Source organism: Nocardioides glacieisoli (assembly GCF_004137245.1).
Lineage (GTDB): Bacteria > Actinomycetota > Actinomycetes > Propionibacteriales > Nocardioidaceae > Nocardioides > Nocardioides glacieisoli.
The window spans coordinates 53,860-77,061 of record NZ_SDWS01000012.1 but is presented as its reverse complement, the minus strand read 5'-3'; the positions used below and the strand labels follow the sequence as shown (position 1 = coordinate 77,061).

The 23,202-nt window shown below is 69.9% G+C and carries 23 protein-coding genes, 2 tRNA genes and 1 pseudogene; 10 read left to right on the top strand and 16 right to left on the bottom strand.

All coding sequences use genetic code 11. From position 1 onward, the window contains the following. The first annotated feature begins 119 nt into the window (after window positions 1-119). Complete coding sequence (locus EUA06_RS20350; protein WP_129479192.1) at window positions 120-932, top strand: hypothetical protein; 813 nt, start codon at window positions 120-122, stop codon at window positions 930-932. Between the two features lie 140 nt (window positions 933-1,072). On the opposite strand, the gene EUA06_RS20345 is transcribed toward EUA06_RS20350, so the two are convergent. From EUA06_RS20345 to EUA06_RS20330, 4 genes are read right to left on the bottom strand one after another with little or no spacing between them, the layout of a single operon-like run. Then, window positions 1,073-2,083, bottom strand: a complete 1,011-nt coding sequence (locus EUA06_RS20345; RefSeq protein ID WP_129479190.1) for a lysophospholipid acyltransferase family protein — start codon at window positions 2,081-2,083, stop codon at window positions 1,073-1,075. Between the two features lie 7 nt (window positions 2,084-2,090). Further along, window positions 2,091-2,921, bottom strand: coding sequence for a patatin-like phospholipase family protein (locus tag EUA06_RS20340; RefSeq protein ID WP_129479188.1), 831 nt, complete (start codon window positions 2,919-2,921; stop codon window positions 2,091-2,093). A 13-nt stretch (window positions 2,922-2,934) separates the two neighbouring features. Further along, window positions 2,935-3,321, bottom strand: coding sequence for a DUF3817 domain-containing protein (locus tag EUA06_RS20335; protein WP_129479186.1), 387 nt, complete (start codon window positions 3,319-3,321; stop codon window positions 2,935-2,937). 24 nt (window positions 3,322-3,345) lie between these two features. Then, a complete protein-coding gene (locus tag EUA06_RS20330; RefSeq protein ID WP_165354472.1) occupies window positions 3,346-4,071 on the bottom strand; it encodes an SURF1 family protein in 726 nt (241 codons plus the stop codon). 67 nt (window positions 4,072-4,138) lie between these two features. On the opposite strand from EUA06_RS20330, the gene EUA06_RS20325 reads away from it, so the two are divergent. Next, window positions 4,139-4,795 (top strand): hypothetical protein, encoded by a 657-nt coding sequence (locus EUA06_RS20325; protein ID WP_165354471.1) that lies wholly within the window; start codon window positions 4,139-4,141, stop codon window positions 4,793-4,795. On the opposite strand, the gene EUA06_RS20320 is transcribed toward EUA06_RS20325, so the two are convergent. From EUA06_RS20320 to dnaA, 12 genes and pseudogenes are all read right to left on the bottom strand, one after another. Beyond that, a complete protein-coding gene (locus tag EUA06_RS20320) occupies window positions 4,792-5,328 on the bottom strand; it encodes a P-loop NTPase family protein (RefSeq protein ID WP_129479181.1) in 537 nt (178 codons plus the stop codon). The two genes, EUA06_RS20325 and EUA06_RS20320, sit on opposite strands and share 4 nt — an antisense overlap. A 1-nt stretch (window position 5,329) precedes the next feature. After that, a tRNA-Ala gene (locus EUA06_RS20315) sits at window positions 5,330-5,405 on the bottom strand. A gap of 23 nt (window positions 5,406-5,428) precedes the next feature. Next, window positions 5,429-5,554: a DLW-39 family protein gene (locus tag EUA06_RS23150; protein WP_242498277.1), complete on the bottom strand. Its 126-nt coding sequence runs from the start codon at window positions 5,552-5,554 to the stop codon at window positions 5,429-5,431. Window positions 5,555-5,585: 31 nt separating this feature from the next. Next, window positions 5,586-5,659, bottom strand: a tRNA-Ile gene (locus EUA06_RS20310). Window positions 5,660-5,728: 69 nt separating this feature from the next. Continuing rightward, on the bottom strand, window positions 5,729-6,289 hold the full coding sequence (locus EUA06_RS20305; RefSeq protein WP_129479179.1) for a DUF3566 domain-containing protein: 561 nt from the start codon (window positions 6,287-6,289) through the stop codon (window positions 5,729-5,731). A gap of 3 nt (window positions 6,290-6,292) precedes the next feature. Beyond that, a complete protein-coding gene (gene gyrA / locus EUA06_RS20300) occupies window positions 6,293-9,013 on the bottom strand; it encodes a DNA gyrase subunit A (RefSeq protein WP_129479177.1) in 2,721 nt (906 codons plus the stop codon). A 60-nt stretch (window positions 9,014-9,073) separates the two neighbouring features. Continuing rightward, window positions 9,074-11,284 carry a DNA topoisomerase (ATP-hydrolyzing) subunit B gene (gene gyrB, locus EUA06_RS20295; RefSeq protein ID WP_129479175.1) on the bottom strand — a complete coding sequence of 737 codons (2,211 nt, stop codon included), beginning with the start codon at window positions 11,282-11,284 and terminating at the stop codon, window positions 9,074-9,076. 281 nt (window positions 11,285-11,565) lie between these two features. Further along, a complete protein-coding gene (locus tag EUA06_RS20290; protein ID WP_129479173.1) occupies window positions 11,566-12,087 on the bottom strand; it encodes a DciA family protein in 522 nt (173 codons plus the stop codon). Between the two features lie 61 nt (window positions 12,088-12,148). Continuing rightward, window positions 12,149-13,294 carry a DNA replication/repair protein RecF gene (gene recF / locus EUA06_RS20285; RefSeq protein ID WP_129479171.1) on the bottom strand — a complete coding sequence of 382 codons (1,146 nt, stop codon included), beginning with the start codon at window positions 13,292-13,294 and terminating at the stop codon, window positions 12,149-12,151. 7 nt (window positions 13,295-13,301) lie between these two features. Then, a pseudogene (gene gnd, locus EUA06_RS20280) lies at window positions 13,302-14,282 on the bottom strand (phosphogluconate dehydrogenase (NAD(+)-dependent, decarboxylating)); the annotation flags it as partial. A gap of 33 nt (window positions 14,283-14,315) precedes the next feature. Next, window positions 14,316-15,449: a DNA polymerase III subunit beta gene (gene dnaN, locus EUA06_RS20275; protein ID WP_129479167.1), complete on the bottom strand. Its 1,134-nt coding sequence runs from the start codon at window positions 15,447-15,449 to the stop codon at window positions 14,316-14,318. 413 nt (window positions 15,450-15,862) lie between these two features. Next, complete coding sequence (dnaA, locus tag EUA06_RS20270; RefSeq protein ID WP_129479165.1) at window positions 15,863-17,299, bottom strand: chromosomal replication initiator protein DnaA; 1,437 nt, start codon at window positions 17,297-17,299, stop codon at window positions 15,863-15,865. Window positions 17,300-17,825: 526 nt separating this feature from the next. On the opposite strand from dnaA, the gene rpmH reads away from it, so the two are divergent. From rpmH to EUA06_RS20230, 8 genes are all read left to right on the top strand, one after another. Further along, window positions 17,826-17,963 (top strand): 50S ribosomal protein L34, encoded by a 138-nt coding sequence (gene rpmH / locus EUA06_RS20265; RefSeq protein ID WP_091199530.1) that lies wholly within the window; start codon window positions 17,826-17,828, stop codon window positions 17,961-17,963. A 24-nt stretch (window positions 17,964-17,987) separates the two neighbouring features. Continuing rightward, window positions 17,988-18,338 (top strand): ribonuclease P protein component, encoded by a 351-nt coding sequence (rnpA, locus tag EUA06_RS20260; protein ID WP_129479163.1) that lies wholly within the window; start codon window positions 17,988-17,990, stop codon window positions 18,336-18,338. Next, a complete protein-coding gene (yidD, locus tag EUA06_RS20255; RefSeq protein WP_129479161.1) occupies window positions 18,335-18,601 on the top strand; it encodes a membrane protein insertion efficiency factor YidD in 267 nt (88 codons plus the stop codon). The genes rnpA and yidD overlap by 4 nt, the downstream gene beginning before the upstream one ends. Continuing rightward, the gene (gene yidC, locus EUA06_RS20250; protein WP_242498276.1) at window positions 18,602-19,597 is read left to right on the top strand and encodes a membrane protein insertase YidC; all 996 of its coding nucleotides are present in this window, start codon (window positions 18,602-18,604) and stop codon (window positions 19,595-19,597) included. It abuts the gene before it with no gap. A 71-nt stretch (window positions 19,598-19,668) separates the two neighbouring features. Continuing rightward, complete coding sequence (locus EUA06_RS20245; RefSeq protein ID WP_129479232.1) at window positions 19,669-20,217, top strand: Jag family protein; 549 nt, start codon at window positions 19,669-19,671, stop codon at window positions 20,215-20,217. Between the two features lie 181 nt (window positions 20,218-20,398). After that, complete coding sequence (gene rsmG / locus EUA06_RS20240; RefSeq protein ID WP_242498275.1) at window positions 20,399-20,950, top strand: 16S rRNA (guanine(527)-N(7))-methyltransferase RsmG; 552 nt, start codon at window positions 20,399-20,401, stop codon at window positions 20,948-20,950. A gap of 217 nt (window positions 20,951-21,167) precedes the next feature. After that, window positions 21,168-22,109 carry a ParA family protein gene (locus EUA06_RS20235; protein WP_277985687.1) on the top strand — a complete coding sequence of 314 codons (942 nt, stop codon included), beginning with the start codon at window positions 21,168-21,170 and terminating at the stop codon, window positions 22,107-22,109. Window positions 22,110-22,170: 61 nt separating this feature from the next. Beyond that, window positions 22,171-23,175, top strand: a complete 1,005-nt coding sequence (locus EUA06_RS20230; protein ID WP_129479159.1) for a ParB/RepB/Spo0J family partition protein — start codon at window positions 22,171-22,173, stop codon at window positions 23,173-23,175. Window positions 23,176-23,202 lie beyond the last annotated feature (27 nt).

Genomic DNA, 23,202 nt, shown 5'->3' with positions numbered 1-23,202 from the left:
CCACGCTGGCCCACGCTCCCCGCACCAGGTCGTCGTGCGGGCGTCCCCCACCCGGACGGGGCTGGTCGCCTCAGGGTGGGCATGGTGAGATGGAGGGACACAGAAAGAGGAGGTCCCGCATGCCTTTCGGCCGCAAGAAGTCCCTGATGGACCGGGCTCACGACTACGTCGAGCAGCTCTCGGACCAGTTCACCGAGACGGTCATCCCGCAGATCGAGCAGGCGTGGGAGCAGGCCGTGGACAAGGCCGGCCCCGCGATCTCCGACGCTCGTGACAAGGCGACGCCGCTGATCGAGGAGGGCCGCACGCGTGCCGCCGAGGCCGCCACCGCCGGAGCGGCAGTCGCCGCGGCCAAGACCGCCGAGGCGCGCGAGAAGGCGGCCCCGCTCCTGGCCGAGTACCGCGCGACGGCCGCCGAGCGCGCCTCGTCCGTGGCCGCGGTCGCCGCCGGGCAGGCTGCGTCCACCCGCGACGCCGCTGTCGCCAAGGCCAACGAGCTCCGTGGGATCGAGCCGGAGCCCAAGGGCGGCCGGCTCAAGAAGTTCCTGCTGATCAGTGGTCTGCTCGCCCTCGGCGGCGTGGTGTTCAGCAAGCTGCGTGCCAAGCAGGACGCCGACGCCGGCTGGCAGTCGACCTACGTCCCGCCCGCGCCGGCGAAGCCCGCCTCCCCGGCGACGCCCGCTGCTGCGGCTGCGCCGGTCACCGCGGCGACGACGACCGTCGACCCCGACGCCGACCCGCTGACCGACCCGCTGCCGGACGACGTCACCGCCGACGACGTGGTGACCGTCGACCCGCCGGCTACCGACGACGTCGGTGGCGGCGCTCCCGGCGAGGCGATCAGCGACTCCGTGGAGGAGGCGCACGACGCCACCACCCCGGACGAGCCCGCCGAGATCATCGACATCGACGACGTGTCGAACAAGAAGTAGCACCCGCGCCACCCTCGAGCGGTGGTCCACCCACACTTCCGACGTGCGGAATGTGGCTGGGCCACCGCTCGAGTCATGTCCGGGGACCGGGCGGTGGTGCACCCACATTCCCGTCGTCCCGAAGGTGGCTGGACCACCGCTCAGGGGTCCACCCGGTTCTCCTCGATCCAGCCGTCGACGCGCTCCCACCAGCCGTAGAGCCAGTCGATCCGCTCCTCGCGGCCCTCGGGGATCTCGTCGCGCGGCACCTGCCACCACCGCATGGTGATCTGCTTGTCCATCGGCAGCTCACGCCACAGGTCGCTCACCGTGACCAGGTGGTCGAGCCCGGTGTGCCCCACCATCAGCACGTCGGCGTCGGGTGCCGCCTCGAGCGCTGCGAGCACGCCGCCCGGGCGGGGCGCCAGCACGTGGGTCATCTCCTCGGCGCGCACCGCCATCCGCTCGAGGCCGAGCTTGCGCAGCCGGGCGATGGCCTTCTCGCGGCGCGCGGCGGTGAAGTTGCCGCCCTCGGGGAAGATCACGAACGCGTCGTTGTCGTCGAGGCCGCTCGCCAGGGCGGCGATCTGCGACTCGAGGTCCTGACCCGCCTCGGGGTTGGGCGAGATGAACCGGGACGGGATCCGCCGCAGCACCACGTCGATCGCCGGGTCCCAGGCGAGGGTGTTCTTCAGGACCACGCGCGGCTCGCGGGCGTACCAGTGCAGCAGGGCGTACATCAGGATGAACGAGTCGCCCGGGCCTGCGTGGCGGCACATCACCAGCACCGGTCGCTCCGGCACCCGCGGCGGGTGCGGACCGTCCGTGCGGATCCGGAGGGCGAGCACGCGCCTGGCCTCGCGGAAGAAGACGATCAGCGTGCCCTGCACCAGGTCGTAGTGGATGCCGGCAAAGTACGGCGAGCGGATCCGCCAGCCGAAGCCGCTGGCCAGCCAGAGGCCGAGCATCACCGCCAGCAGGAGGGACTCGAAGGTCAGGTAGACGACCACGACCCAGAACAGCCGCAGCGCCCGCCACCGTCCCGGCAGCAGGGGGGACAGCGCGGCGGTGCCGAGCAGCCACAGCGGCAGGGTCACCCACACGGCGACGGTGAGCCCGATGACCGCGGGTGCGACGACCAGCCGGCGGAGGATCCAGACACCGGGGCTCACGTGCGGCTCACCCCTGACCGAGGGATTCGTCGAGGAAGCGGCGGGAGGCGTCGTACGTCGCGTCGATGCGGGCCTGCACCGTGCTGAAGTCCCGGTGGGCCAGCAGCGAGTCGTCGCGCGCCGACGTGCCGGCGGCCGGCAGCACGTGGGCCTCGACGCCCTCGGGGATCGTCGCCATGTCGCGCATGAACCGGTGCCGGCGGGCCACCTCGAAGCTCACCCGGGCGACCTCCCACGGTCGGGTGGGCACCTTCAGCGGACGGTCGATGCGGCCGACCTGGAGGACGAACACGCGGGTCGCACCGAGCTCGACGGCCTTGCCGACCGGGACGGAGTTCACCAGGCCGCCGTCGAGGAAGTGCTCGCCGTCGATCTCGGCGGGCGGGAGCAGCCCCGGCACCGCCGCGCTCGCGAGGATCGCCGGCACGAGCGGCCCGCTGGTGAACCAGTGCTCCGCCGCCCGCTCAATGCTGGCCGCGCAGACCCCGAGCCGCACCGGCAGGTCATCGAAGGTGGTGTCGCCCAGCTCCTCCTCCAGCCGCTGCCGCAACGGTGCGGAGGAGTAGATGTGGGTGCCGGAGGTGACGGCGCGGCGGACCGTGCGCAGCGGGCGGTCGCCGTACACGTCGCGGCTGCGCGCGGTCGCCGCCCACAGCTCGGTGAGCCGCTCCACCACGGCCAGGTCGGGCTGCCGTGCCACCATCGCGCCGTTGAGCGCGCCGACGCTGGTGCCGAGGACCAGGTCCGGCACGATCTCGCGCTCGAGGAGCGCCCGGAGCATGCCGACCTCGACCGCGCCGAGGACCCCGCCGCCGCCGAGGACGAAGGCGGTGGTCATGCGACGACCCTAGTCAGGTGCGCGCGAGCTCGGGGTGCTCGGCGCGCACCCGCTGCGTCGCGCGGTGCTCGGCCCAGAACGACAGCACCGGGATCGTGCCGCAGACCAGCGTCACGAGGGTGAAGGGCAGGTCCCAGCGAGCCCGGCGCGAGAGCAGGAACGCGCTGAACAGGAAGATCATGTAGAGCCAGCCGTGCGCGACGCCCAGGTAGGTGGTGATCAGCTCGCCGAGCTCGTTGACGTCGGAGCCGGTCGTCACCCAGGCCGGGGTGCTGTCGAAGACGCCCCACATGGGTGAGCCGTCGAAGTTCGCGAGGGGCACGCCTACCAGGCAGAGCACGACGAGCAGCACGCCGACGATCGTCGCCATCACGCGGTAGGCGGTGAGGTTGCGGGACACGATCGCCAACTTATCGGGCCGGACCTATCCGTCGACCGCGAGCGGCACGGGAGCGGTCGCGTCCTGGCGCCAGCGCCACCAGATGAACGCCGCGAAGGCCCCGAAGACCCACCACTCGACGGCGTAGAGCAGGTTGCGGATCCCGGTGAAGCGGCTCGGGTTCGGCAGGGCCTCGAGCTCGGCGGCCTCCAACCCGTCCTCCGGCGTCTGGCTGACGGCGTACGCCGAGTAGAGGTCGACGTCGACGCGCTGGACGGCGTCGGCCACCCGGATCTCGGGGAACACGTCGTCGTTCGCGTCGTCGTCGGTGACCAGGCTGCCCTCGGGGGCCTGAAGCCACCCGGTGACGTCCGCCGTGCCGGTCGCTGCGAGCAGGGTGGGGTCGGGCTCCTCGGCCCAGCCGCGTACGACGAGCACGGCGGCCTCGTCGACCTGCAGGGGAGCCACCGCCCAGAAGCCGTCGCGGTCGCCGAGCGTGCGGTCGCGGACCCAGAAGCCGCCGTCGATCCACTCCCCCGACAGCTCGACCGGACGGCCCACGTCCTGGCCCGGGAACGGGTCGTTGCTGCCCATCACGTCGGTCAGCGGCACCGGAGCGACGTCGGTGAGGTCACGCGCCTCGGCGGTGCGCTGGGCCTGCCACGCGTCGTACTGCCACAGGCCGAGCCACCCGGCGATCCCGACCAGCACGAGCGCGAGGGCAGCCGCACCGAGGTCGGTCAGCAGGCCGGGTCGGCGCGGGGCGGTCACGGCCCCCATTGTCCCAGCCGCCCGTAAAACTTCCCGCATCGGTGGCGCACACGCCAGAATGCCCCGCATGGGGGTGATGGAGAGCGCGGTCGCGCTCCGCAGCACGGACGCCGACGAGGTCGCGGACGTGTTCCAGTCGTTCATGCGGAGCCTCGGCCATCCGGTCGAGGTGCACTACGAGTTCGACCCCTCGACGTCGCAGCCCGGCAGCGACGACGTGCTGGTCGCGCCGTCCAGGGGTGGCTGGGTCTACCTGCGCCCGCACTACGTCGTGCCGCCGGACGCGCTGGCCGTCGAGATGACCCAACGGCTCGGCACGCTCGCCTCGGCGATCATGATCTACGAGGACGTCCTGTGGACGCACCACCTCGTCGACCGCGGGACGGAGCTCGACCGCCACGTGAACCTCCCGGGCTACTTCGGCCCCGGGGAGTACGACGACTCGTGGATCGGCGACCCGGACGTGGTGGCCAGGTCGGTCGGCGTGAACCGCGCCGAGATCGCGCCGTACTTCCAGCAGGTCTCCGTGCGTCGCGCGCGCTCACGCCTGCTCCCCCCGCCGAAGGCGCACCAGGACGACACGCACGCCCTGGTCGACGGATGGGTCGTCACCGAGCTGTGGCGCCGGATGGGGATCCACTGGCCGGGTGCGACCGACACCCTCGTCCGGGTGCCGCTGGGCTCGGAGGGGACCGAGGTCCTGTCGGCCTGGGCCCGCTCCTAGGGACCCGCCAGCTCCGCGACCAGCTCGTCGACGGGCCGGGCCGTGTCCACCCGCACCACCGGCCCGCTGAACCTCGTCATCCACGCCTCGTGCAGCGTCCGGCTCCGGCCGGGGAAGTCGGGGATCTCGTAGCCGGCCGCCCACGTCACGAACTCCTCGTGGGTGGTGGCCAGGTCTCCCCCGGGACGGATCCGGTCGCCGTAGCGCACCGCCTCCCGTGCGCGCAGGCGCTCGAGGCGTACGTCCGGGTCGAGGCTGCAGAAGACCAGCACGTCGACGTGGTCGAGCAGCGGCTCGCCCCACCCCATGACCGAACCGGTCAGCACCCAGGCGCGGCGGGGCAGGAACACCTCCTGCATGAGCTGGATCCGGCGATCCTCGGCCCGCTTCACGGTGTAGGGCGGCTCGGTCGGCTCCCAGAAGTAGTCGTCGGTGTCGGCGTGCGGGACCGACCACCGGGCCGCAAGCGCCCTGCCGAGGGTGGTGACCCCCGAGGCCGTCGCGCCGAGGACGAGGACACGGCACGGATTCACGTGGTGGAGCCTAGGGGACTCGAACCCCTAACCCCCTGCTTGCAAAGCAGGTGCGCTACCAATTGCGCCAAGGCCCCTGGTCGAAGCTGAGGGACGAGCGTCAGGCCTTGTGGACGGTGTCCGTGGCCTCGGCCCAGAGGGCCTGCTCGTTCTTGCCCTCGTCCATCTTCTTCTTCGCAACAACTCCGGCCGCTGCGGCGAGGATGACCAGCAGGAGCTTCTTCATGCGGTTCTCCTCCGTGAGAAGTGGGATCGAGTGGGCCTAGGAGGACTTGAACCTCCGACCTCTTCCTTATCAGGGAAGCGCTCTAACCGTCTGAGCTATAGGCCCGCAGTGCCGCCGTGCGACGACGCCGAAGATTACCTGACCGTGGTCAGGCGGTGCGAATCGAGGTGGCGATCACTTCTCGTCCTCGGCCAGCGTGACCTCGATGCCCCCGAGGAGGGCGGCGGCGAGGTTGTAGAGGAACGCCGTCAGGGTGGCGATGGCCGTCAGCAGGACGACGTCGAGCACCGAGACGAGGAGCGTGAAGCCGAGCACCCGCGACATGCCGACGTAGTCGGTGACGTCGAACGTCGAGTTGCCGCTGTCGCCCTCGACGATGCTGGCGACGGCCGAGTTGATCGAGTCCCACACGCCGGCGGCGCCGAGCACCGACCACACCATGAAGATCGCCACGAACGTCACGACACCGAAGGCGACCGACAGCAGGAACGACGTCTTCATGACCGACCACGGGTCGATCCGCGTCAGCCGCAGGCGCGCCCGGCGGGGCTGGCGTCCCGACGCGCGTGAGGCCCGGCGACCGCGCGCGTTGCCGGTGTCGGCGTTGGCGCGGTGCTCCTGCGCGGCGTTGGACATGGTGTCCTGCAGCCGCTCGGTCAGGGACCTGCGGGCAGGCTCCTTGCCGGCGGTGGGACGGGCTGCGTCACGACTGGGGGGCGCGGTGCGGTCCGACATGGATCACTCCTCGGTCGTGTCGTCGGGGCTGTCGACAGGAGCATCCGCTGCATCCTGACCATCGATTGTTGCATCGTCGGCCACGTCAGGCGATTCGGCTGCGGCCTCGCGGGCGCCCGCCTCGACGTCCGCGGCTGCTGCCGCGCTCGCCTCGTCGGCCTCCTCGACGACCTTCGCCTCGACCGAGCGCGCAACCACGGCGACGGTGTCGCCCTTCTTGGGCGTCACGAACTTCACGCCCATCGTCGAGCGGCCGGTGGGTCGGAAGTTGGCGTCGATGGGGCTGCGGACGACCTGGCCGCTGCTGGTGATCGAGAGGACCTCGTCCTCCTCCTCGACGATGAACGCGCCGACCAGGCCGCCGCGGTCCTCGTTGGACAGCGACATCGCCTTGATGCCGATGCCGCCGCGGGACTGGAGGCGGTAGTCGCTGATCCGGCTGCGCTTGGCGAAACCGCCGTCGGTGATCGTGAAGACGTACTGCTCCTTGACGTCCTCGGACTCCGACGCGTCGCCCTCGACGGCCTCCTCGGCCGCGACCTGCTCGGCGCGGATGACCGACATCGACAGCAGCGAGTCGCCGTCGCGGAACTTCATGCCGCGCACACCGCCGGTGGCGCGACCCATCGGGCGGAGCTGGTCGTCGTCGGCCTTGAACCGGATCGACTGTCCCTTGCGGGACACCAGCAGGATGTCGTCGTCACCGTCGACCAGCTCGGCGCCGATCAGCTCGTCGTCGTCCTCGCGGAAGTTGATCGCGATGACGCCGGCCTGGCGCGGGCTGTTGTAGTCGCCGAGCTTGGTCTTCTTGACCAGGCCCGTGCGGGTGGCGAGCACGAGGTAGGGGGCCTGCTCGTAGTCGCGGATCGCCAGGACCTGCGCGATGTCCTCGTCGGGCTGGAAGCTCAGCAGGCCGGCGACGTGGCCGCCCTTCGCGTCGCGCGCCGCCTCGGGCAGGTTGTAGGCCTTGGTGCGGTAGACCCGCCCGGCAGTCGTGAAGAACAGCAGCCAGTGGTGGTTGGTGGTCGCGATGAAGTGCTGCACGACGTCGTCGCCGCGCAGCGTCGCACCGCGCACGCCCTTGCCGCCACGCTTCTGGAGCCGGTACTGGTCGGCCCGGGTGCGCTTGGCGTACCCGCCCCGGGTGATGGAGACGACGAGCTCCTCGTCCGGGATCAGGTCCTCCATCGAGAGGTCGCCGTCGGCGGCGATGATCTGCGTACGCCGCTCGTTGCCGTGCTTGTCGGTGATCTCCTTGAGCTCGTCGGAGACGATCTGCCGCTGGCGGGGCTCGTTGGCGAGGATGTCCTCGAGGTCGGCGATCACGATCTCGAGCTCGGCGAGGCGGTCCATGATCTTCTGGCGCTCGAGGGCGGCCAGTCGGCGCAGCTGCATCTCGAGGATCGCGTTGGCCTGGACCTCGTCGATCTCGAGCAGCTGCATGAGGCCGCTGCGGGCCTCCTCGACGTCGGGGCTGCGGCGGATCAGCGCGATGACCTCGTCGAGCGCGTCGAGCGCCTTGGCGAGGCCGCGGTAGATGTGGGCCTGGCGCTCGGCCTCGGCGAGGCGGAAGCGCGTCCGCCGCTGGATGACCTCGATCTGGTGGGTGACCCAGTTGGAGATGAACTGGTCGATCGGCAGGGTGCGCGGCACCCCGTCGACGAGCGCCAGCATGTTGGCGGAGAAGTTGCTCTGCAGCTCGGTGTGCTTGAACAGGTTGTTGAGCACGACCCGGGCGACCGCGTCGCGCTTGAGGATGATGACCAGGCGCTGACCGGTGCGCGAGCTGGTGTCGTCGCGGACGTCGGCAATGCCCTGGATCCGGCCGGTGTCGGCGAGCTCGGCGATCTTCAGCGCGAGGTTGTCGGGGTTGACCATGTAGGGGAGCTCGCTGATGACCAGCATGACCCGGCCCTTGGCGTCCTCGTCGATCTCGACGACCGCGCGCTGGGTGATCGAGCCGCGGCCGGTGCGGTAGGCCTGCTCGATGCCCTGCCGGCCGACGATGAGCGCGCCGTTGGGGAAGTCGGGGCCCTTGATCCGCTCGAGGAGCGCGTCCTGCAGCTCCTCGCGGGTGGCGTCGGGGTGCTCGAGCGCCCAGGTCGCGCCGTCCGCGACCTCGAGGAGGTTGTGCGGCGGGATGTTGGTGGCCATGCCGACCGCGATGCCGGCCGAGCCGTTGACGAGCAGGTTGGGGAAGCGCGAGGGCAGGATGGTCGGCTCCTGCGAGCGACCGTCGTAGTTGGGGCGGAAGTCGACGGTGTCCTCGTCGATGTCACGCACCATCTCCATCGCCAGGGGCGCCATCCGGCACTCCGTGTAGCGCATGGCGGCGGCGGAGTCGTTGCCCGGCGACCCGAAGTTGCCCTGGCCGTTGATCAGCGGGTAGCGCAGCACCCACGGCTGGGCGAGGCGCACCATGGTGTCGTAGATCGCGGTGTCGCCGTGGGGGTGGTACTGACCCATCACGTCACCGACGACGCGCGAGCACTTGCTGAAGCCGCGGTCGGGGCGGTAGCCGCCGTCGTACATCGCGTAGAGGATGCGGCGGTGCACCGGCTTGAGCCCGTCGCGTACGTCGGGCAGCGCGCGCCCGACGATGACGGTCATCGCGTAGTCGATGTAGCTCTGCTGCATGAGCGTCTGCAGCTCGATCGGCTGGATGCGGTCGTCGCCGAATCCGAAGCCGCCCGCGCCGCCGGTGCCGGTGGGGGTCTCAGTCATCTCTGGTTCTCTCCTGCGTTCTATCGATGTCTAGGGCTGCTCGTAGATGCGACTAGCGACCTAGATATCGAGGAAACGGACGTCCTTGGCGTTGCGCTGGATGAAGGAGCGGCGCTGCTCGACGTCCTCGCCCATGAGGATCGAGAAGATCTCGTCGGCCTGGGCGGCGTCCTCGAGCGTCACCTGCTTCATCAGGCGGGCGTCGGGGTCCATCGTGGTCTCCCACAGCTCGTCGGCGTTCATCTCGCCGAGACCCTTGTAGCGCTGGACCGGGTTCTCCTTGGGCAGCTTCTTGCCCTGGGCGAGACCGTCGGCCTGGAGCGCGTCGCGCTCGGCGTCGGAGTAGACGAACTCGTGCTCGGCCGGCTTGTTCCAGCGCAGGCGGTAGAGCGGGGGCTGCGCCATGTAGACGTAGCCGTGCTCGATCAGCGGCTTCATGAAGCGGAAGAGCAGCGTCAGCAGCAGGGTGTTGATGTGGTGGCCGTCGACGTCGGCGTCGGCCATCATCACGACCTTGTGGTAGCGCAGCTTCTCCAGGTTGAACTCCTCGTGGATGCCGGTGCCGAGCGCCGAGATGATCGCCTGGACCTCGCTGTTGGCGAGCACCTTGTCGATGCGGGCCTTCTCGACGTTGAGGATCTTGCCGCGGATCGGGAGGATCGCCTGGATGCGCGGGTCGCGGCCCTGGCGAGCCGAGCCACCGGCCGAGTCGCCCTCGACGATGAAGACCTCGCACTCGGCCGGGTTGGTCGACTGGCAGTCGCTCAGCTTGCCGGGGAGGCCGCCGCCGCCGAGGAGGCCCTTGCGACCGCGAGCGAGCTCGCGCGCCTTGCGCGCGGCGATGCGCGCGTTGGCCGCGGCCTGCGACTTGCGGACGATCTCCTTGCCCTCGGCCGGGTTCTCCTCGAGCCAGGCGCCGAGCTGGTCGTTCATGATCCGCTGGGTGAAGCCCTTGGCCTCGGTGTTGCCGAGCTTGGTCTTGGTCTGTCCCTCGAACTGCGGCTCGCCGAGCTTGATCGAGACGATCGCGGTCAGGCCCTCGCGGATGTCGTCACCCGAGACCCTGTCCTCCTTCTTCTTGATCAGCCCCCACTCCTCGCCCCAGTGGTTGACCAGCGAGGTGAGCGACGCGCGGAAGCCCTCCTCGTGGGTGCCGCCCTCGTGGGTGTTGATGTTGTTGGCGAAGGTGTGGACCGACTCGGTGTAGGAGGTGTTCCACTGCATCGCGACCTCGAGGCTCATGTGCTGGCCGGTCGCGCTCGCAGCCGTCTCGGCCTCGAAGGCGATGACGCTGATGTTGGCCGGCGCCTTGCGGCGGTTGAGGTGCTCGACGTAGTCGACGAGGCCGCGGTCGTACTTGAACACCTGCTCCAGGCCGCCGCCCTCGGCGCGCTTGATCGCGTCGTGGCCGGCGTTGTCGATCGAGTTGTCGATGGTCTCGTCCTCGACCGCGTCGACGCGCGACTCGGCGTCGGCCCGCTCGTCGCGGATGACGAACTCGACGCCCTTGTTGAGGAACGCCATCTCGCGCAGGCGCGAGGTGATGGTCTCGAGGTTGTAGGTGGTGGACTCGAAGATGTCCTCGGAGGCGTACCACGTCACGGTGGTGCCCGTGCCCTCGCCGGGCTCCATCTCGCGCACCTGCGCGAGGTCGGCGTCGGGCACGCCGAGCTGGAAGGACTGGCGCCACAGGTGGCCGCGGTTGCGGACCTCGGCGATCAGGTGGGTGGAGAGCGCGTTGACCACCGAGACGCCGACGCCGTGGAGGCCGCCGGACACCTTGTAGCCGCCGCCGCCGAACTTGCCGCCGGCGTGCAGCATCGTCAGCGCCATGGTGAGCGCCGGCATGTCCTGGCCGGGGGCGGTGTCGGTGGGGATGCCGCGTCCGTTGTCCTCGACGCGCACGCCGCCGTCGGCCTGCAGCGTCAGCACGATCCTGGTGGCGTAGCCGGCCAGCGCCTCGTCGACGCCGTTGTCCACGATCTCCCAGATGAGGTGGTGCAGGCCGCGCTCGCCGGTGGAGCCGATGTACATGCCGGGCCGCTTGCGGACCGCCTCGAGACCCTCGAGGACGGTGATCGCGGAGGCGTCGTACTCGAAGTCCTTGTCGACGGCGGACGAGGACCGCTTCTCGCCGGCCTCCTCGACCGCCTCCTGGACCGACTCGGCGAGCGCCTCGGCGCGCTCTGCTTCCGAGGGGTTGTCGACGGGGGCGGGATCGGGAGCTGAATCGGTGGTCGGGGTGGTGTTCTCGACGTTCTCTTCGCTCAAGGCGCAGCCTTCTTCCCGTCGCCCTCGAGGGGCGTTCGACATGAGTCGAGTCGCGGCTGTTGCCGGAGCAACCAAGCGTGCGACTCGATTTGCCATACTACCTGTCACGGCCCTCAGACCGAAGCACCCGCCCCGGAGATGGGGTGGATCGGGGGAAAAAGTGGCCCTCAGGGGCCACATGAGACCGGTTCAGAGGGCCGAACAGGGGGGTCGGTGGGTCCCCCTACCGGCGAGAGGCCCGCAGATCGGCAGATCCGACCTCTCGGCGCCGGCTTGCTCGCTCACCCGTAGGTGTCGCGCGGGCCCCGCCCGTCGCGGCTCGAGAGCCGCCCCTTCTTCCACGTCGGCAGGTGGGGGCCGAGCACCTCGATCACGATGACGGTGCCGTGCCCGAGGTCCTCGTTGAGGCGGCGTACGACGCTGGGTGCGAGCAGCTTGAGCTGCGTGGCCCAGGCGGTCGAGTCGGTGCGCACCACGAGCCGGCCCTCGTCGAACGCCTCGGGCGTGCAGTGGTCGGCGACCTCCTGGCCGACAAGCTCGGCCCAGCGACCGAACACGCCCTGGACCTTGAGGTCGACCTCCCAGCCGTGATGGGCGATCAGTCGGCCCATCGCGTCGTCGAGGAGCTGGGGGTCGCGGTCGTCGGGCCGCGCACCGGACGACTTCGTGAACGTACGCCGACGAGGACCGGGCTTCTTCCGCGCCGGCGTGCCGGCACTGGCCGCAGCGGCACGGGCGGCCGCCTTCGCCAGGTCGAGGCCGTCGGGCTGGTGCTCGGCGGCGCCCTCCGACCCGGACGTCATGGGAATCTCCGGTTCGGACCGGCCATTCTCATGACGTCCCGGCTCGTGACGTCCGGCGTCGTCACTCGTCACGGGTCACCTGCCCGTCGGCGACGAGGAAGCGCACGCCCTGCAGCGATTCCGGCACGTCGGCTGCCACCGCCGCGGTGACCAGCACCTGCTCGGCGCCGGCCACGAGACCGGCGAGCTGGCTGCGCCGCTCGGTGTCGAGCTCGGCGAAGACGTCGTCCAGCACGAGGATCGGGTCGTCGCCGTCGGCGCGCAGCAGGTCGTACGACGCCAGCCGGAGGGCGAGCGCGAACGACCACGACTCCCCGTGGGACGCGTAGCCCTTGACCGGCAGCCGCAGGTCGTCGGGGCCCGAACCGGTGCCGAGGGTGAGCAGCAGCTCGTCGCGATGGGGGCCGACCAGCGAGATGCCGCGGTCGAGCTCGTCCTTGCGCTTCGCGGCGATCGCGTCGAGGAGCGCCTGCTGGAGGTCGCCGTCCGGGGGGACGTCGATGCTCGCCCTGTACTCGAGGTCCGCGTCGTCGCGGCTCGCGCCGCGGGCGACCGCCTCGTAGGCCTTGCCCAGGTAGGGCCTCAGGTCGTCGACGAGCTGGAGGCGGGCGCCCAGGATCTCGGCGCCGACGCGAGCCAGGTTGTCGTCCCAGATCTCGAGCGTCGACATCGCCGCGTCGCGCGAGGACCCGCGGGCGATGCCAGCGGTCTTGAGGAGGCTGTTGCGCTGCTTGAGGATCCGGTCGTAGTCCGAGCGCACCCCGGCCAGGCGTGGCGTACGCAGCACCAGCAGGTCGTCGAGCAGCTTGCGTCGGTCGGACGGGTCGCCCTTGACGAGCGTCAGGTCGTCGGGCGCGAAGACGACCGTGCGGACCAGGCCGACGATCTCTCGGGGCCGCGGGAGGGGAGAGCGGTTGATCCGAGCGCGGTTGGCGCGACCGGGGTTGAGCTCGACCTCGAGCAGCGCCGTCCGCCCGTCCTTCACGACCGACGCACGGACGATCGCCTGGTCGGCGCCCGCCTTGACCAGCGGGGCGTCGGTGGCGACGCGGTGCGAGGAGAGCCGGGAGAGGTAGTCGATCGCCTCGACGAGGTTGGTCTTGCCCTGGCCGTTACGGCCGATGAACGCCGTCGCCCCCGGCTCCAGTGCGACGTCGACGTCGGCGTAGGAGCGGAAGTTGTGCAGGGTCAGGTGCGCGACGTGCAAGGGAGGTCTAGCTCTCCCCGGCCTCGTGGGCCTCGCCGGCGCCGGCCTGCTTCGCGGTCTCGGACTGCTCGGCCCCCGACTCGCCCTCCGCGTCGCCGCCCTTGGGGGCGGACGACCGCACGGCGTGGCCGCCGAACTGGTTGCGCATCGCGGCGACGGCCTTCATCGTCGGGGAGTCGTCCTGCTGGGAGACGAAGCGGGCGTAGAGCGCGGCGGTGATCGCCGGGGTCGCGACACCGTGCTCGATGCCGGCCTCCACGGTCCATCGCCCCTCGCCGGAGTCCGCGGCATAGCCGGCGACCTTGCTGAGGCCGGGGTCCTCGTCGAGCGCGTTGACCATGAGGTCGAGCAGCCAGGACCGGATGACCGTGCCCTCACGCCACGAGCGGAAGACCTCGGTGACGTTGTCGGTGAGCTCGGCCTTGTCGAGCAGCTCCCAGCCCTCGGCGTACGCCTGCATGATCGCGTACTCGATGCCGTTGTGGACCATCTTGGAGAAGTGGCCGGCACCGACCTTCCCGGCGTGCACCGATCCGAACTCGCCCTCCGGCTTGAGCGCGTCGAAGGCGTCCTGGACCTTGGCGATGTCGTCGGCCTCGCCGCCGTACATCAGGGCATAGCCGTTCTCGAGTCCCCAGACGCCGCCGGAGACACCGCAGTCGACGTAGCCGATGCCCTTCTCGGCGAGCAGCTCGGCGTTGGCGATGTCGTCGGTCCAGCGCGAGTTGCCGCCGTCGACCACGACGTCGCCCTCGCTGAGCAGGCCGCCGAGCTCCTTGACGGTGGCACGCGTCGGGTCGCCCGCGGGCACCATCACCCACACCACCTTGGGACTCGGCAGTGCCTCGACCAGCGCCTCGAGCGAGTCGACGTCACTGACGTCAGGGTTGCGGTCGAAGCCGACCACGGTGACCCCAGCGCGACGCATGCGCTCGCGCATGTTGCCGCCCATCTTGCCCAGCCCGACGAGTCCGATGTCCATGCTGCGGAGCCTAGTCGTGAGACCCGAGGGCGGCGAGGGTCAGCTCAGCAGGCGGCGCGGCATCAGCAGGTAGCGGAAGCTCTGGCTGTCGTCGGCGTCGGTGCCCGAGATGACGACCGGCTTGGTCGCCTGGGTGAAGGCGAGGTCGACGAACTCGCCGTCGATGGCGGTGAGGCCGTCGAGGAGGAACTGCGGGTTGAAGCCGGTCGTGAGGTCGTCGCCGCTGATCTCCGCGTCGACGGCCTCGGTCGCCATCGCCTCGTCGCCGGAGCCGGCGTCGAGCACGATCTGGTGATCGCCGAACTTCATCTGCACGGCCGTGTTGCGCTCGGCGACGAGGGCGACGCGCTTGACCGTCTCGATCAGCTCGGCCTTGTTGACCTTGGCGATCGTGAGGTGCTCGGCCGGGAAGAGCGAGCGGACCTTGGGGAACTCGCCGTCGAGCAGACGGGTAGTGGTGCGGCGTACGCCGCCGAGACCGGTGCCCTCGAAGCCGATCAGGCCCTCGCCGGCACCGCTCGCAGCGAGCGCGATGGTGACCTCGGCGCCGGAGGTCAGCGACTTGGCGGTGTCGCCGAGCACCTTGGCCGGGACCAGCGCGGCGACCGACTCGTCGGGCGACTGCGGGTTCCAGGTCAGCTCGCGGTGCGAGAGGCGGAACCGGTCGGTGGCGAGCAGCGCCATCGTGGAGCCGTCGATCTCGATGCGTACGCCGGTGAGGACCGGGAGCATGTCGTCGCGACCCGCCGCGGTGACGGCCTGCGCCACGGCGTGCGCGAAGTCGGCGCTGGAGACCGTGCCGGTGGCGGACGGCATCGCGGGCAGCGTCGGGTAGTCGTCGACCGGCATCGTCTGGAGGCTGAAGCGGGCCGAGCCGCAGGTCAGCGAGACGCGGGGGCCCTCGAGGGTGAGCTCGACCGGCTTGGCGGGGAGGCTGCGGCAGATGTCGGCGAGGAGGCGACCGCTGACGAGCGCCCTGCCCTCGTCGTTGACCTCGGCGGCGAGCGTCGCTCGGGCCGACGTCTCGTAGTCGAAGGTGGAGAGCATCAGGCCGGCATCGCTGGCCTCGATCAGCAGGCCGGCCAGGACCGGGGAGCTGGGACGGACCGGCAGGCTGCGGGCAGCCCAGGCAACGGCATCGGCGAAGACGTCGCGTTCGACGCGGAACTTCACAAGGGACTCCTCAGCAAGGACTGCTCACGACAAGTTGTGGGGCTGCGGTGCGCAGCACGATGTCACGCGCGGGCGCGTGGGAAGTGCATCCTGCCACGCGCACCCGACACCACGCCCACGTTCTCCCCAGAGGAAGGCCTGTTCGATGTTTTCGGGAGATCGGACCAGTGTTGAGGTACGTAGTGGTCATAGGGTCGGTGGAAACTGTGGACAACCCTTGTTCGTGCAGGTCAGCGACCTGACAACCTGTGCATACAGGGTGTGGAGGCACGGGGAGACGCCGGGTCGTCGTGTGGAGACGACCGCGCGACCTGTGCGTTGTCCCGAGGCGTCCACAGGGGCTGGGGACGACGGGCCGGTGCGAAGCACATGTTCTCCACACGGTCCGAGGGTGCGAGCGTGCGACGACCGCCTCAGGACTGACGGGCCTGCATCTTCACCCGGTTGGTGAGCTCGCTGACCTGGTTGAAGACCGCTCGCCGCTCGGCGAGGAGCTGGCGGATCTTGCGGTCGGCGTACATCACCGTCGTGTGGTCGCGGCCGCCGAACTCGCGCCCGATCTGGGGCAGCGACATCGAGGTCAGCTCGCGGCAGAGGTACATCCCGATCTGCCGCGCCATCACCAGGTGGCGGCCGCGGGACGGGCCGGTGAGGTCCTCGAGGGAGACGCCGAAGTAGGCCGCGGTCTGGGCGATGATCAGCGCGTGCGTGATCTCGGGCTCGCCGCCCTCGGGGATCAGGTCCTTGAGCACGATCTCGGCCAGGGTCATGTCGACCTCCTGGCGGTTGAGGTTGGCGAAGGCCGTGACGCGGATCAGCGCACCCTCGAGCTCGCGGATGTTGGTCTGGATCTTCGAGGCGATGAACTCGAGCACGTCCGGCGGCGCGGTGAGCCGGTCCATCGCGGCCTTCTTGCGCAGGATCGCGATGCGGGTCTCGAGGTCGGGCGGCTGGACGTCGGTGATGAGCCCCCATTCGAACCGGTTGCGCAGCCGGTCCTCGAGCGCCTCGAGCCGCTTGGGCGCGCGGTCGGAGGTCAGCACGATCTGCTTGTTGGCGTTGTGGAGCGTGTTGAAGGTGTGGAAGAACTCTTCCTGCGTCTGGGTCTTGCCCTCGAGGAACTGGATGTCGTCGATCAGCAGGACGTCGACGTCGCGGTAGCGCCGCTTGAAGCGGTCCTGCCGGTCGTCGCGGATCGCGTTGATGAACTCGTTGGTGAACTCCTCGCTCGAGACGTAGCGCACCTTCGCGTTGCTGTAGAGGCTGCGGACGTAGTGGCCGATCGCGTGCAGCAGGTGGGTCTTGCCCAGACCGGAGTCGCCGTAGACCAGGAGCGGGTTGTACGCCTTGCCCGGAGCCTCGGCGACCGCGACGGCGGCGGCGTGGGGGAACCGGTTGGACGAGCCGATGACGAACGTCTCGAACGTGTACTTGGGGTTGAGGCGCGTCTCGAGGACCGAGGAGCGACGCTCGCCGGTGTTGACCGGCTCGTGGCTCTCCACCCGGGCGGCGGGCGGCGCCGGCTCGACGAACGGCTCATTTGTCGACAAAGCGACAGATCCATCTGTCGATTCATCGATCTGTGGCTGCTGCTCCGACTCGAGGGCCGGGTTCACCGTGACGAGCATCCGGATCTCGCGACCGAAGCCCTCGGTGAGCGCGTCCTCGATGTGGTTGCGCAGCCGACCCTCGAGCTGGTTGCGGGTGAAGTCGTTGGGCACGGCGATGATCGCGGTGTTCTCGTGCAGCGTGACCGGCACGCTGGGCCGCAGCCAGGCGCGCTGGTTGGGCTGGAGGTCCTCGACGATCTGCTGCCATGCCGTCCCGAGGTCTACCTGCTGGTCGTCCACCCGGACCGCCTTCGCTCTTCACTGTTGTCGTGCGTTTGTCGTGCGTTGTCTTGGGGCTCGGACCGAGCCTGGCCGGACCGCGTCCACAGAGTTGTCCACAAGCTGTGAACTGCCCGTCCCGATCGGATCGATCGGAGGCCCCGACCTGCTGACACCGGTGGTCCCGCCATCGTTTGTGCAGGTCAGAAGCACTGTGGCAGGCCATGTGACCCGGGACACAGTAGGCTGTGATCCCTGGTGGGACCGCGGTTTCGAGGAGATCGCGGCCCCCGGAACGTAACAACCCCGTGCGGTCCCCGGCAAGACGTCATCCACAGGGGCGGCCGAGGGGGAGGCTCGTGGGTTTGACCCCCTCTTCCGCCACCGCGTACCGTTGGCCGGTCGCTCCATGTCGACGGGTGCCGCATGTCCACGATCCGCCACCAGGCGGCCGCGTGGGTGGGCGGTGCCGGCCGAATCATGCAGTTCTGCCCGCACTGACCTCGCAGTGGAGTGGACATCCCTCGAAACCTTCGGAGATATAGCCGTGAGCAAGCGTACGTACCAGCCGAACAACCGTCGCCGTCACAAGGTGCACGGCTTCCGTCTGCGCATGCGGACCCGCGCCGGTCGCTCGATCCTGTCGAGCCGGCGCCGCAAGGGCCGCAAGGAACTGGCGGTCTGACGGTCCGAGCCCACGGCATCCGCCGTGCTCCCCGCTGCTCATCGCCTCACCGACAGTGACGACTTCCGTCGTGCAGTCCGCAGTGGGCGACGAGCCGGTTCGCCGACGATGGTGGTCCACCTCTGGGTGGACCCCGACGTCGATGGTCCGGTGCGCGTGGGGTTCACCGTCAGCAAGGCCGTGGGCAACGCCGCCACACGCAACCGCGTGAAGAGACGACTGCGACACCTGACCCGGGAGCACCTCCCCTCGCTGGAGGAGCTTCCGGGTCGTGCTGCTCTCGTGGTGCGGGCCCTGCCGGCCGCGGCCGAGGCGTCGTACTCGGCGCTGGGCGACGACCTGGGTCGTACGCTCGGGCGCGTGAGCCCGTCATGAAGTACCTCCTCATCGGGTTCATCCGTGCCTGGCGCTTCGCGATCAGCCCGCTCTACGGCCAGGTCTGCCGCTACCACCCCACCTGTTCGGCGTACGCCCTCGAGGCCGTGACGCAGCACGGAGCCGTGCGTGGCACCTGGCTCGCCCTGCGCCGCATCGTCCGCTGCCACCCGTGGGCCGCCGGCGGCTACGACCCCGTTCCCACCCGCGGCACGACCGCCGCCCCCAGTCCCGACCAGACCCCTGCAACACGAGGAGCATGAGTGCTCGACTTCTTCGGCGACATCGGCAGCGCCATCATGACGCCGCTCTACTACGCGATCTCGTTCGTGCTGGTGGGGTTCCACAACGTCCTGGGCGACATCTTCGGCCCGACGTCGGGGCTGGCATGGGTGCTGTCGATCATCGGGCTGACCCTCGTCGTCCGCGCGGCGCTGATCCCGCTGTTCGTCAAGCAGATCAAGTCCAGCCGCAACATGCAGCTCATCCAGCCCAAGGTGCGTGAGCTGCAGAAGAAGTACGGCCACGACCGGGAGAAGCTCGCCCAGGAGACGATGGCGCTCTACAAGGACTCGGGCACCAACCCGTTCGCGTCGTGCCTGCCGATCCTCCTGCAGATGCCGATCTTCCTCGCGCTCTTCCGGATCCTCGACCAGGCCGCTCGCAACCCCGAGACCAAGCGTGGCCTGATGACGCCGGAGCTCAACGAGCAGCTCCGCTCCGCGGTGTTCGCCGGCGGCAAGATCTCCGACACGTTCCTCAACGCCGACGGCATCGAGGTGCGGGTGCTGGCGGCGGTGCTGGTGCTCGCGATGACCGCGACCACCTTCCTCACGCAGCGCCAGCTGATGAGCAAGAACATGCCGGCTGACGCGCTGTCCGGCCCGTACGCCCAGCAGCAGAAGATGCTGCTCTACGTCCTTCCCGTCGTCTTCGCTGTCGGTGGCATCGCGTTCCCGGTGGGCGTGCTCTTCTACTGGACCACCTCCAACCTGTGGACCATGGGCCAGCAGTTCTACGTCATCCGCAACAACCCCGCCCCGGGCACTCCTGCCGCCAAGGCGAAGGAGGATCGCGACCGGGCCAAGGGCAAGCTTCCGGCCGGCGAGGTCATCGCGACCGAGACGGTGGTCGAGGAGAAGCCCCAGCCTCCGCGCCAGCAGCCTCAGCGGCAGACGAAGGCCCAGCGCCAGGCGAAGACGCCGGCCAAGCCCCCGGTGAAGCCGCAGGCGAGCAAGAACAAGAAGAAGAAGCGCTGACCCCACGATTTCGGCGTTGCCGTCCGCGGCACCGCATCCGAGTGAAGCAGGAGTTCTACGTGAGTGAGCAGATGACCGACGGCGAGACCGTCGAGACCACCGAGACGGTCGTCGAGGAGACGGAGTCCAGCGACGCGGACACCAAGGCCGGACGACCGTCCAAGGTCCAGCGGCTGGAGGCCGAGGGCGACATCGCCGCCGACTACCTCGAGGAGCTGCTCGACATTGCGGACCTCGACGGCGACCTCGACATGGATGTCGAGGGCGACCGGGCGAGCGTCCAGATCGATGGCGCGGACCTGCAGCAGCTGGTCGGTCGCAACGGTGAGGTGCTCGAGGCTCTCCAGGAGCTGACCCGCCTGGCCGTCTACCGCGAGACCGGCGAGCGGTCTCGGCTCATGCTCGATGTCGGGGGCCACCGAGCCGAGCAGCGCACGCGCCTGGTGGCGCTCGCCGAGACGTCGATCGCCGAGGTGAAGGAGAAGGGCGAGGCCCTGTCCCTGGAGCCGATGAGCGCGTTCGAGCGCAAGGTCGTCCATGACGCGGTGGCGGCCGCCGGCCTGTCATCCGAGTCGGAGGGCGCGGAGCCGAAGCGCCACGTGGTGATCCTTCCGGCGTGAGCGACGACGTTTCACGTGAAACGCCCTCCGTGCCCGAAGCGGCGCGGAGGGCGTTCGCGTCTGACCGGGTGGACCTCGCGGTCCGCTACACCAACCTTCTTTCCACCGAAGGCGTGGTGCGTGGGCTGATCGGACCTCGCGAGGCCGACAGGCTGTGGGATCGGCACGTGCTCAACTCGGCGTGCTGGGTGAGGCCATCCCCCACGGTGCACGCGTCTGCGACATCGGCACGGGCGCTGGTCTGCCCGGCATCGTGGTGGCGATCGCCCGACCGGACATCAGGATGACCCTGGTGGAGCCGTTGCTGCGCCGGACCACGTTCCTCGACGAGGTGGTCTCCGAGCTGGGACTGGACCACGTGGAGGTGGTGCGCGCCCGGGCCGACGAGCTCCATGGTGAGCGCACGTTCGACGTGGTGACGTCGCGTGCGGTGGCACCCCTGGAGCGACTCCTCGGCTGGTCGATGCCCCTGGTCGCCCCCACGGGTGCACTGGTCGCCATGAAGGGTCGCTCGGTCCACGACGAGATCGACGCCGCCCGGGGCACCCTGACGACTTGGCGCTGCGCCGAGCCTGAGGTGCTGGAGCTGGGTGTAGGAGTGGTGGATCCACAGACGACAGTGCTCCGGGTGTCGTGGGCCGACCCGGGCCGGATAGGTTGGCCCCTTGCCCGTGGACCTGAGCGCGGCCGTCAACGTCAGAAGCGGCGCCGAGCACGACGAGAGGCAGAGTGACGTGAGCGGAGACAGCCATCACCGCTGGGGCGGTCGGCACACTGCCGACGACTCAGGGCAAAAGTTTTCCACCGGTCCGGAGGAGGCTGCTGAGCGCGGTTATCCACAGGACCAGTCCTCTTCTCCACAGCCCGTGGATGTTTCACGTGAAACCGACCCTGAGGTTTCACGTGACACCCATGAGGCTGTTTCACGTGAAACACGCCCGGCGTGGCAGGTGCGGACCGCAGCCGACTTCATCGATCAGCACGACAGCTTCCACGACCAGGGGACGCCGCTCGCCCAGGCCGCCCAGCACAGCGTGTTGGCTCGTTCCGGCGGACTCCGACGTCAGGGGGCTTCCCGACCGGACGCGACGCGCGTCCTCGTGGTCGCCAACCAGAAGGGCGGGGTCGGCAAGACGACATCGACCGTGAACGTCGCCGCCGGGCTGTCCCAGCTGGGGCAGCGCGTCCTCGTGATCGACCTCGACCCGCAGGGCAATGCCTCTACCGCGCTCGGTGTCGACCACCACCGCGGTGTGCCGTCGACGTACGACATGCTCGTCGAGGGCCAGCCCCTCATTGACGTGATGACCGAGTGCGCCGACCTTCCCGGCCTGTGGGTCGTGCCGGCGACCATCGACCTCGCGGGCGCGGAGATCGAGCTCGTGAGCGTGGTGGCGCGCGAGCAGCGGTTGGCGCGCGCCATCAACGCACATCCCCTCGTCGGTACGGCCGACGAGGTGGGGGACGACCGGTTCGACTACGTCCTCGTGGACTGCCCGCCCTCCCTCGGCCTCCTGACGCTCAACGCCCTCGTGGCCGGACGCGAGATGTTCATCCCGATCCAGGCGGAGTACTACGCGCTCGAGGGCCTCGGGCAGCTGCTCGAGACCGTCGAGATGGTGCGCCAGCACCTCAACCCGCGGCTGGTCGTGTCCACGATCCTGCTCACGATGTACGACGCCCGCACGAGGCTCGCGGCCGGCGTTGCCGATGAGGTGCGCAGTCACTTCGGTGACCAAGTGCTCAAGACGGCCGTGCCGCGCTCGGTGCGGGTGTCGGAGGCACCGTCCTACGGACAGACGGTGATGACCTACGATCCGGCGTCGGCCGGCGCGCTGTCCTACCTCGAGGCCGCCCGCGAGATCGCCAGCAAGGGAGCCCCCACCACATGAGCACCCCACGACGTTCTTCTCCGCCGCTTCGCTCCCCCGAACAACGCCGCGAGGACCCCGCATGAACGCCGCCAATCCGCCCCGCCGTGGACTGGGTCGAGGCCTCGGCTCGCTGATCCCGACCGCGCCGAGCCAGCCCGCACCGACCGCGTCCACCGAGACGTCGATCGCCGGCACCGAGGTCGCATCGGCGACCAACGGGTCCACGGGGGCGAGCGCGCCCGGGAGCGACCCGGTAGCGCCCGAGATGGTCGCCGGAGCGTACTTCGCCGAGCTCCCGATCACCCAGGTCCGTCCGAACGCTCGGCAGCCGCGCCACGTCTTCGAGGAGGGGGCGCTGGCCGAGCTGGTGCACTCCATCCGAGAGGTCGGCCTGCTGCAGCCGGTCGTCGTGCGCAGGACCGGCGACGAGGCGTACGAGCTGATCATGGGCGAGCGGCGCTGGCGGGCCTCCCAGGAGGCCGGTCGCGACACGATCCCCGCGATCGTCCGCGAGACCGACGACAACGACATGCTGCGCGACGCGCTGCTGGAGAACCTCCACCGCTCGCAGCTCAACCCGCTCGAGGAGGCCGCGGCCTACGGGCAGCTGCTCGAGGACTTCGGGTGCACGCACGAGGAGCTCGCCCAGCGCATCGGCCGGTCCCGGCCCCAGATCTCCAACACGCTGCGTCTCCTCAAGCTGTCGCCCGCCGTCCAGCGCCGCGTCGCGGCCGGCGTGCTGTCCGCCGGCCACGCTCGCGCCCTCCTCGCCGTCGATGACGCCGGCCTCCAGGACAAGCTCGCCTCACGCGTCACGGCCGAGGGCATCTCGGTGCGCGGCCTGGAGGAGATCGTCTCGCTCGGCGTCGAGCCGGACGAGCCGGCGCGGGTGGTGCGCAACAAGCCCGTTGCTCCTGGGTTGGCCGAGCTGGCCGACCGGTTGTCCGACCGGCTCGAGACTCGCGTCAAGGTCGACCTCGGCAAGGCCAAGGGGAAGATCACCGTCGAGTTCGCCAGCCTCGACGACCTCCGCCGGATCGTTGACATCATGGATCCGCGCAACCGGGCCGACCGGCCCATCTGAGCCGAGCAGCGCGCGGGCCAGTGGATC

What these genes read in the sequence shown, in the direction of transcription:
- EUA06_RS20350 (WP_129479192.1), top strand. Translation starts at nt 120, where the DNA reads ATGCCTTTCGGCCGCAAGAAGTCCCTGATGGACCGGGCTCACGACTAC.
- EUA06_RS20340 (WP_129479188.1), bottom strand. Translation starts at nt 2,921, where the DNA reads ATGACCACCGCCTTCGTCCTCGGCGGCGGCGGGGTCCTCGGCGCGGTC.
- EUA06_RS20325 (WP_165354471.1), top strand. Translation starts at nt 4,139, where the DNA reads ATGGGGGTGATGGAGAGCGCGGTCGCGCTCCGCAGCACGGACGCCGAC.
- EUA06_RS23150 (WP_242498277.1), bottom strand. Translation starts at nt 5,554, where the DNA reads ATGAAGAAGCTCCTGCTGGTCATCCTCGCCGCAGCGGCCGGAGTTGTT.
- EUA06_RS20305 (WP_129479179.1), bottom strand. Translation starts at nt 6,289, where the DNA reads ATGTCGGACCGCACCGCGCCCCCCAGTCGTGACGCAGCCCGTCCCACC.
- gyrA (WP_129479177.1), bottom strand. Translation starts at nt 9,013, where the DNA reads ATGACTGAGACCCCCACCGGCACCGGCGGCGCGGGCGGCTTCGGATTC.
- EUA06_RS20290 (WP_129479173.1), bottom strand. Translation starts at nt 12,087, where the DNA reads ATGACGTCCGGGTCGGAGGGCGCCGCCGAGCACCAGCCCGACGGCCTC.
- yidD (WP_129479161.1), top strand. Translation starts at nt 18,335, where the DNA reads ATGAAGTACCTCCTCATCGGGTTCATCCGTGCCTGGCGCTTCGCGATC.
- EUA06_RS20245 (WP_129479232.1), top strand. Translation starts at nt 19,669, where the DNA reads ATGACCGACGGCGAGACCGTCGAGACCACCGAGACGGTCGTCGAGGAG.
- EUA06_RS20230 (WP_129479159.1), top strand. Translation starts at nt 22,171, where the DNA reads ATGAACGCCGCCAATCCGCCCCGCCGTGGACTGGGTCGAGGCCTCGGC.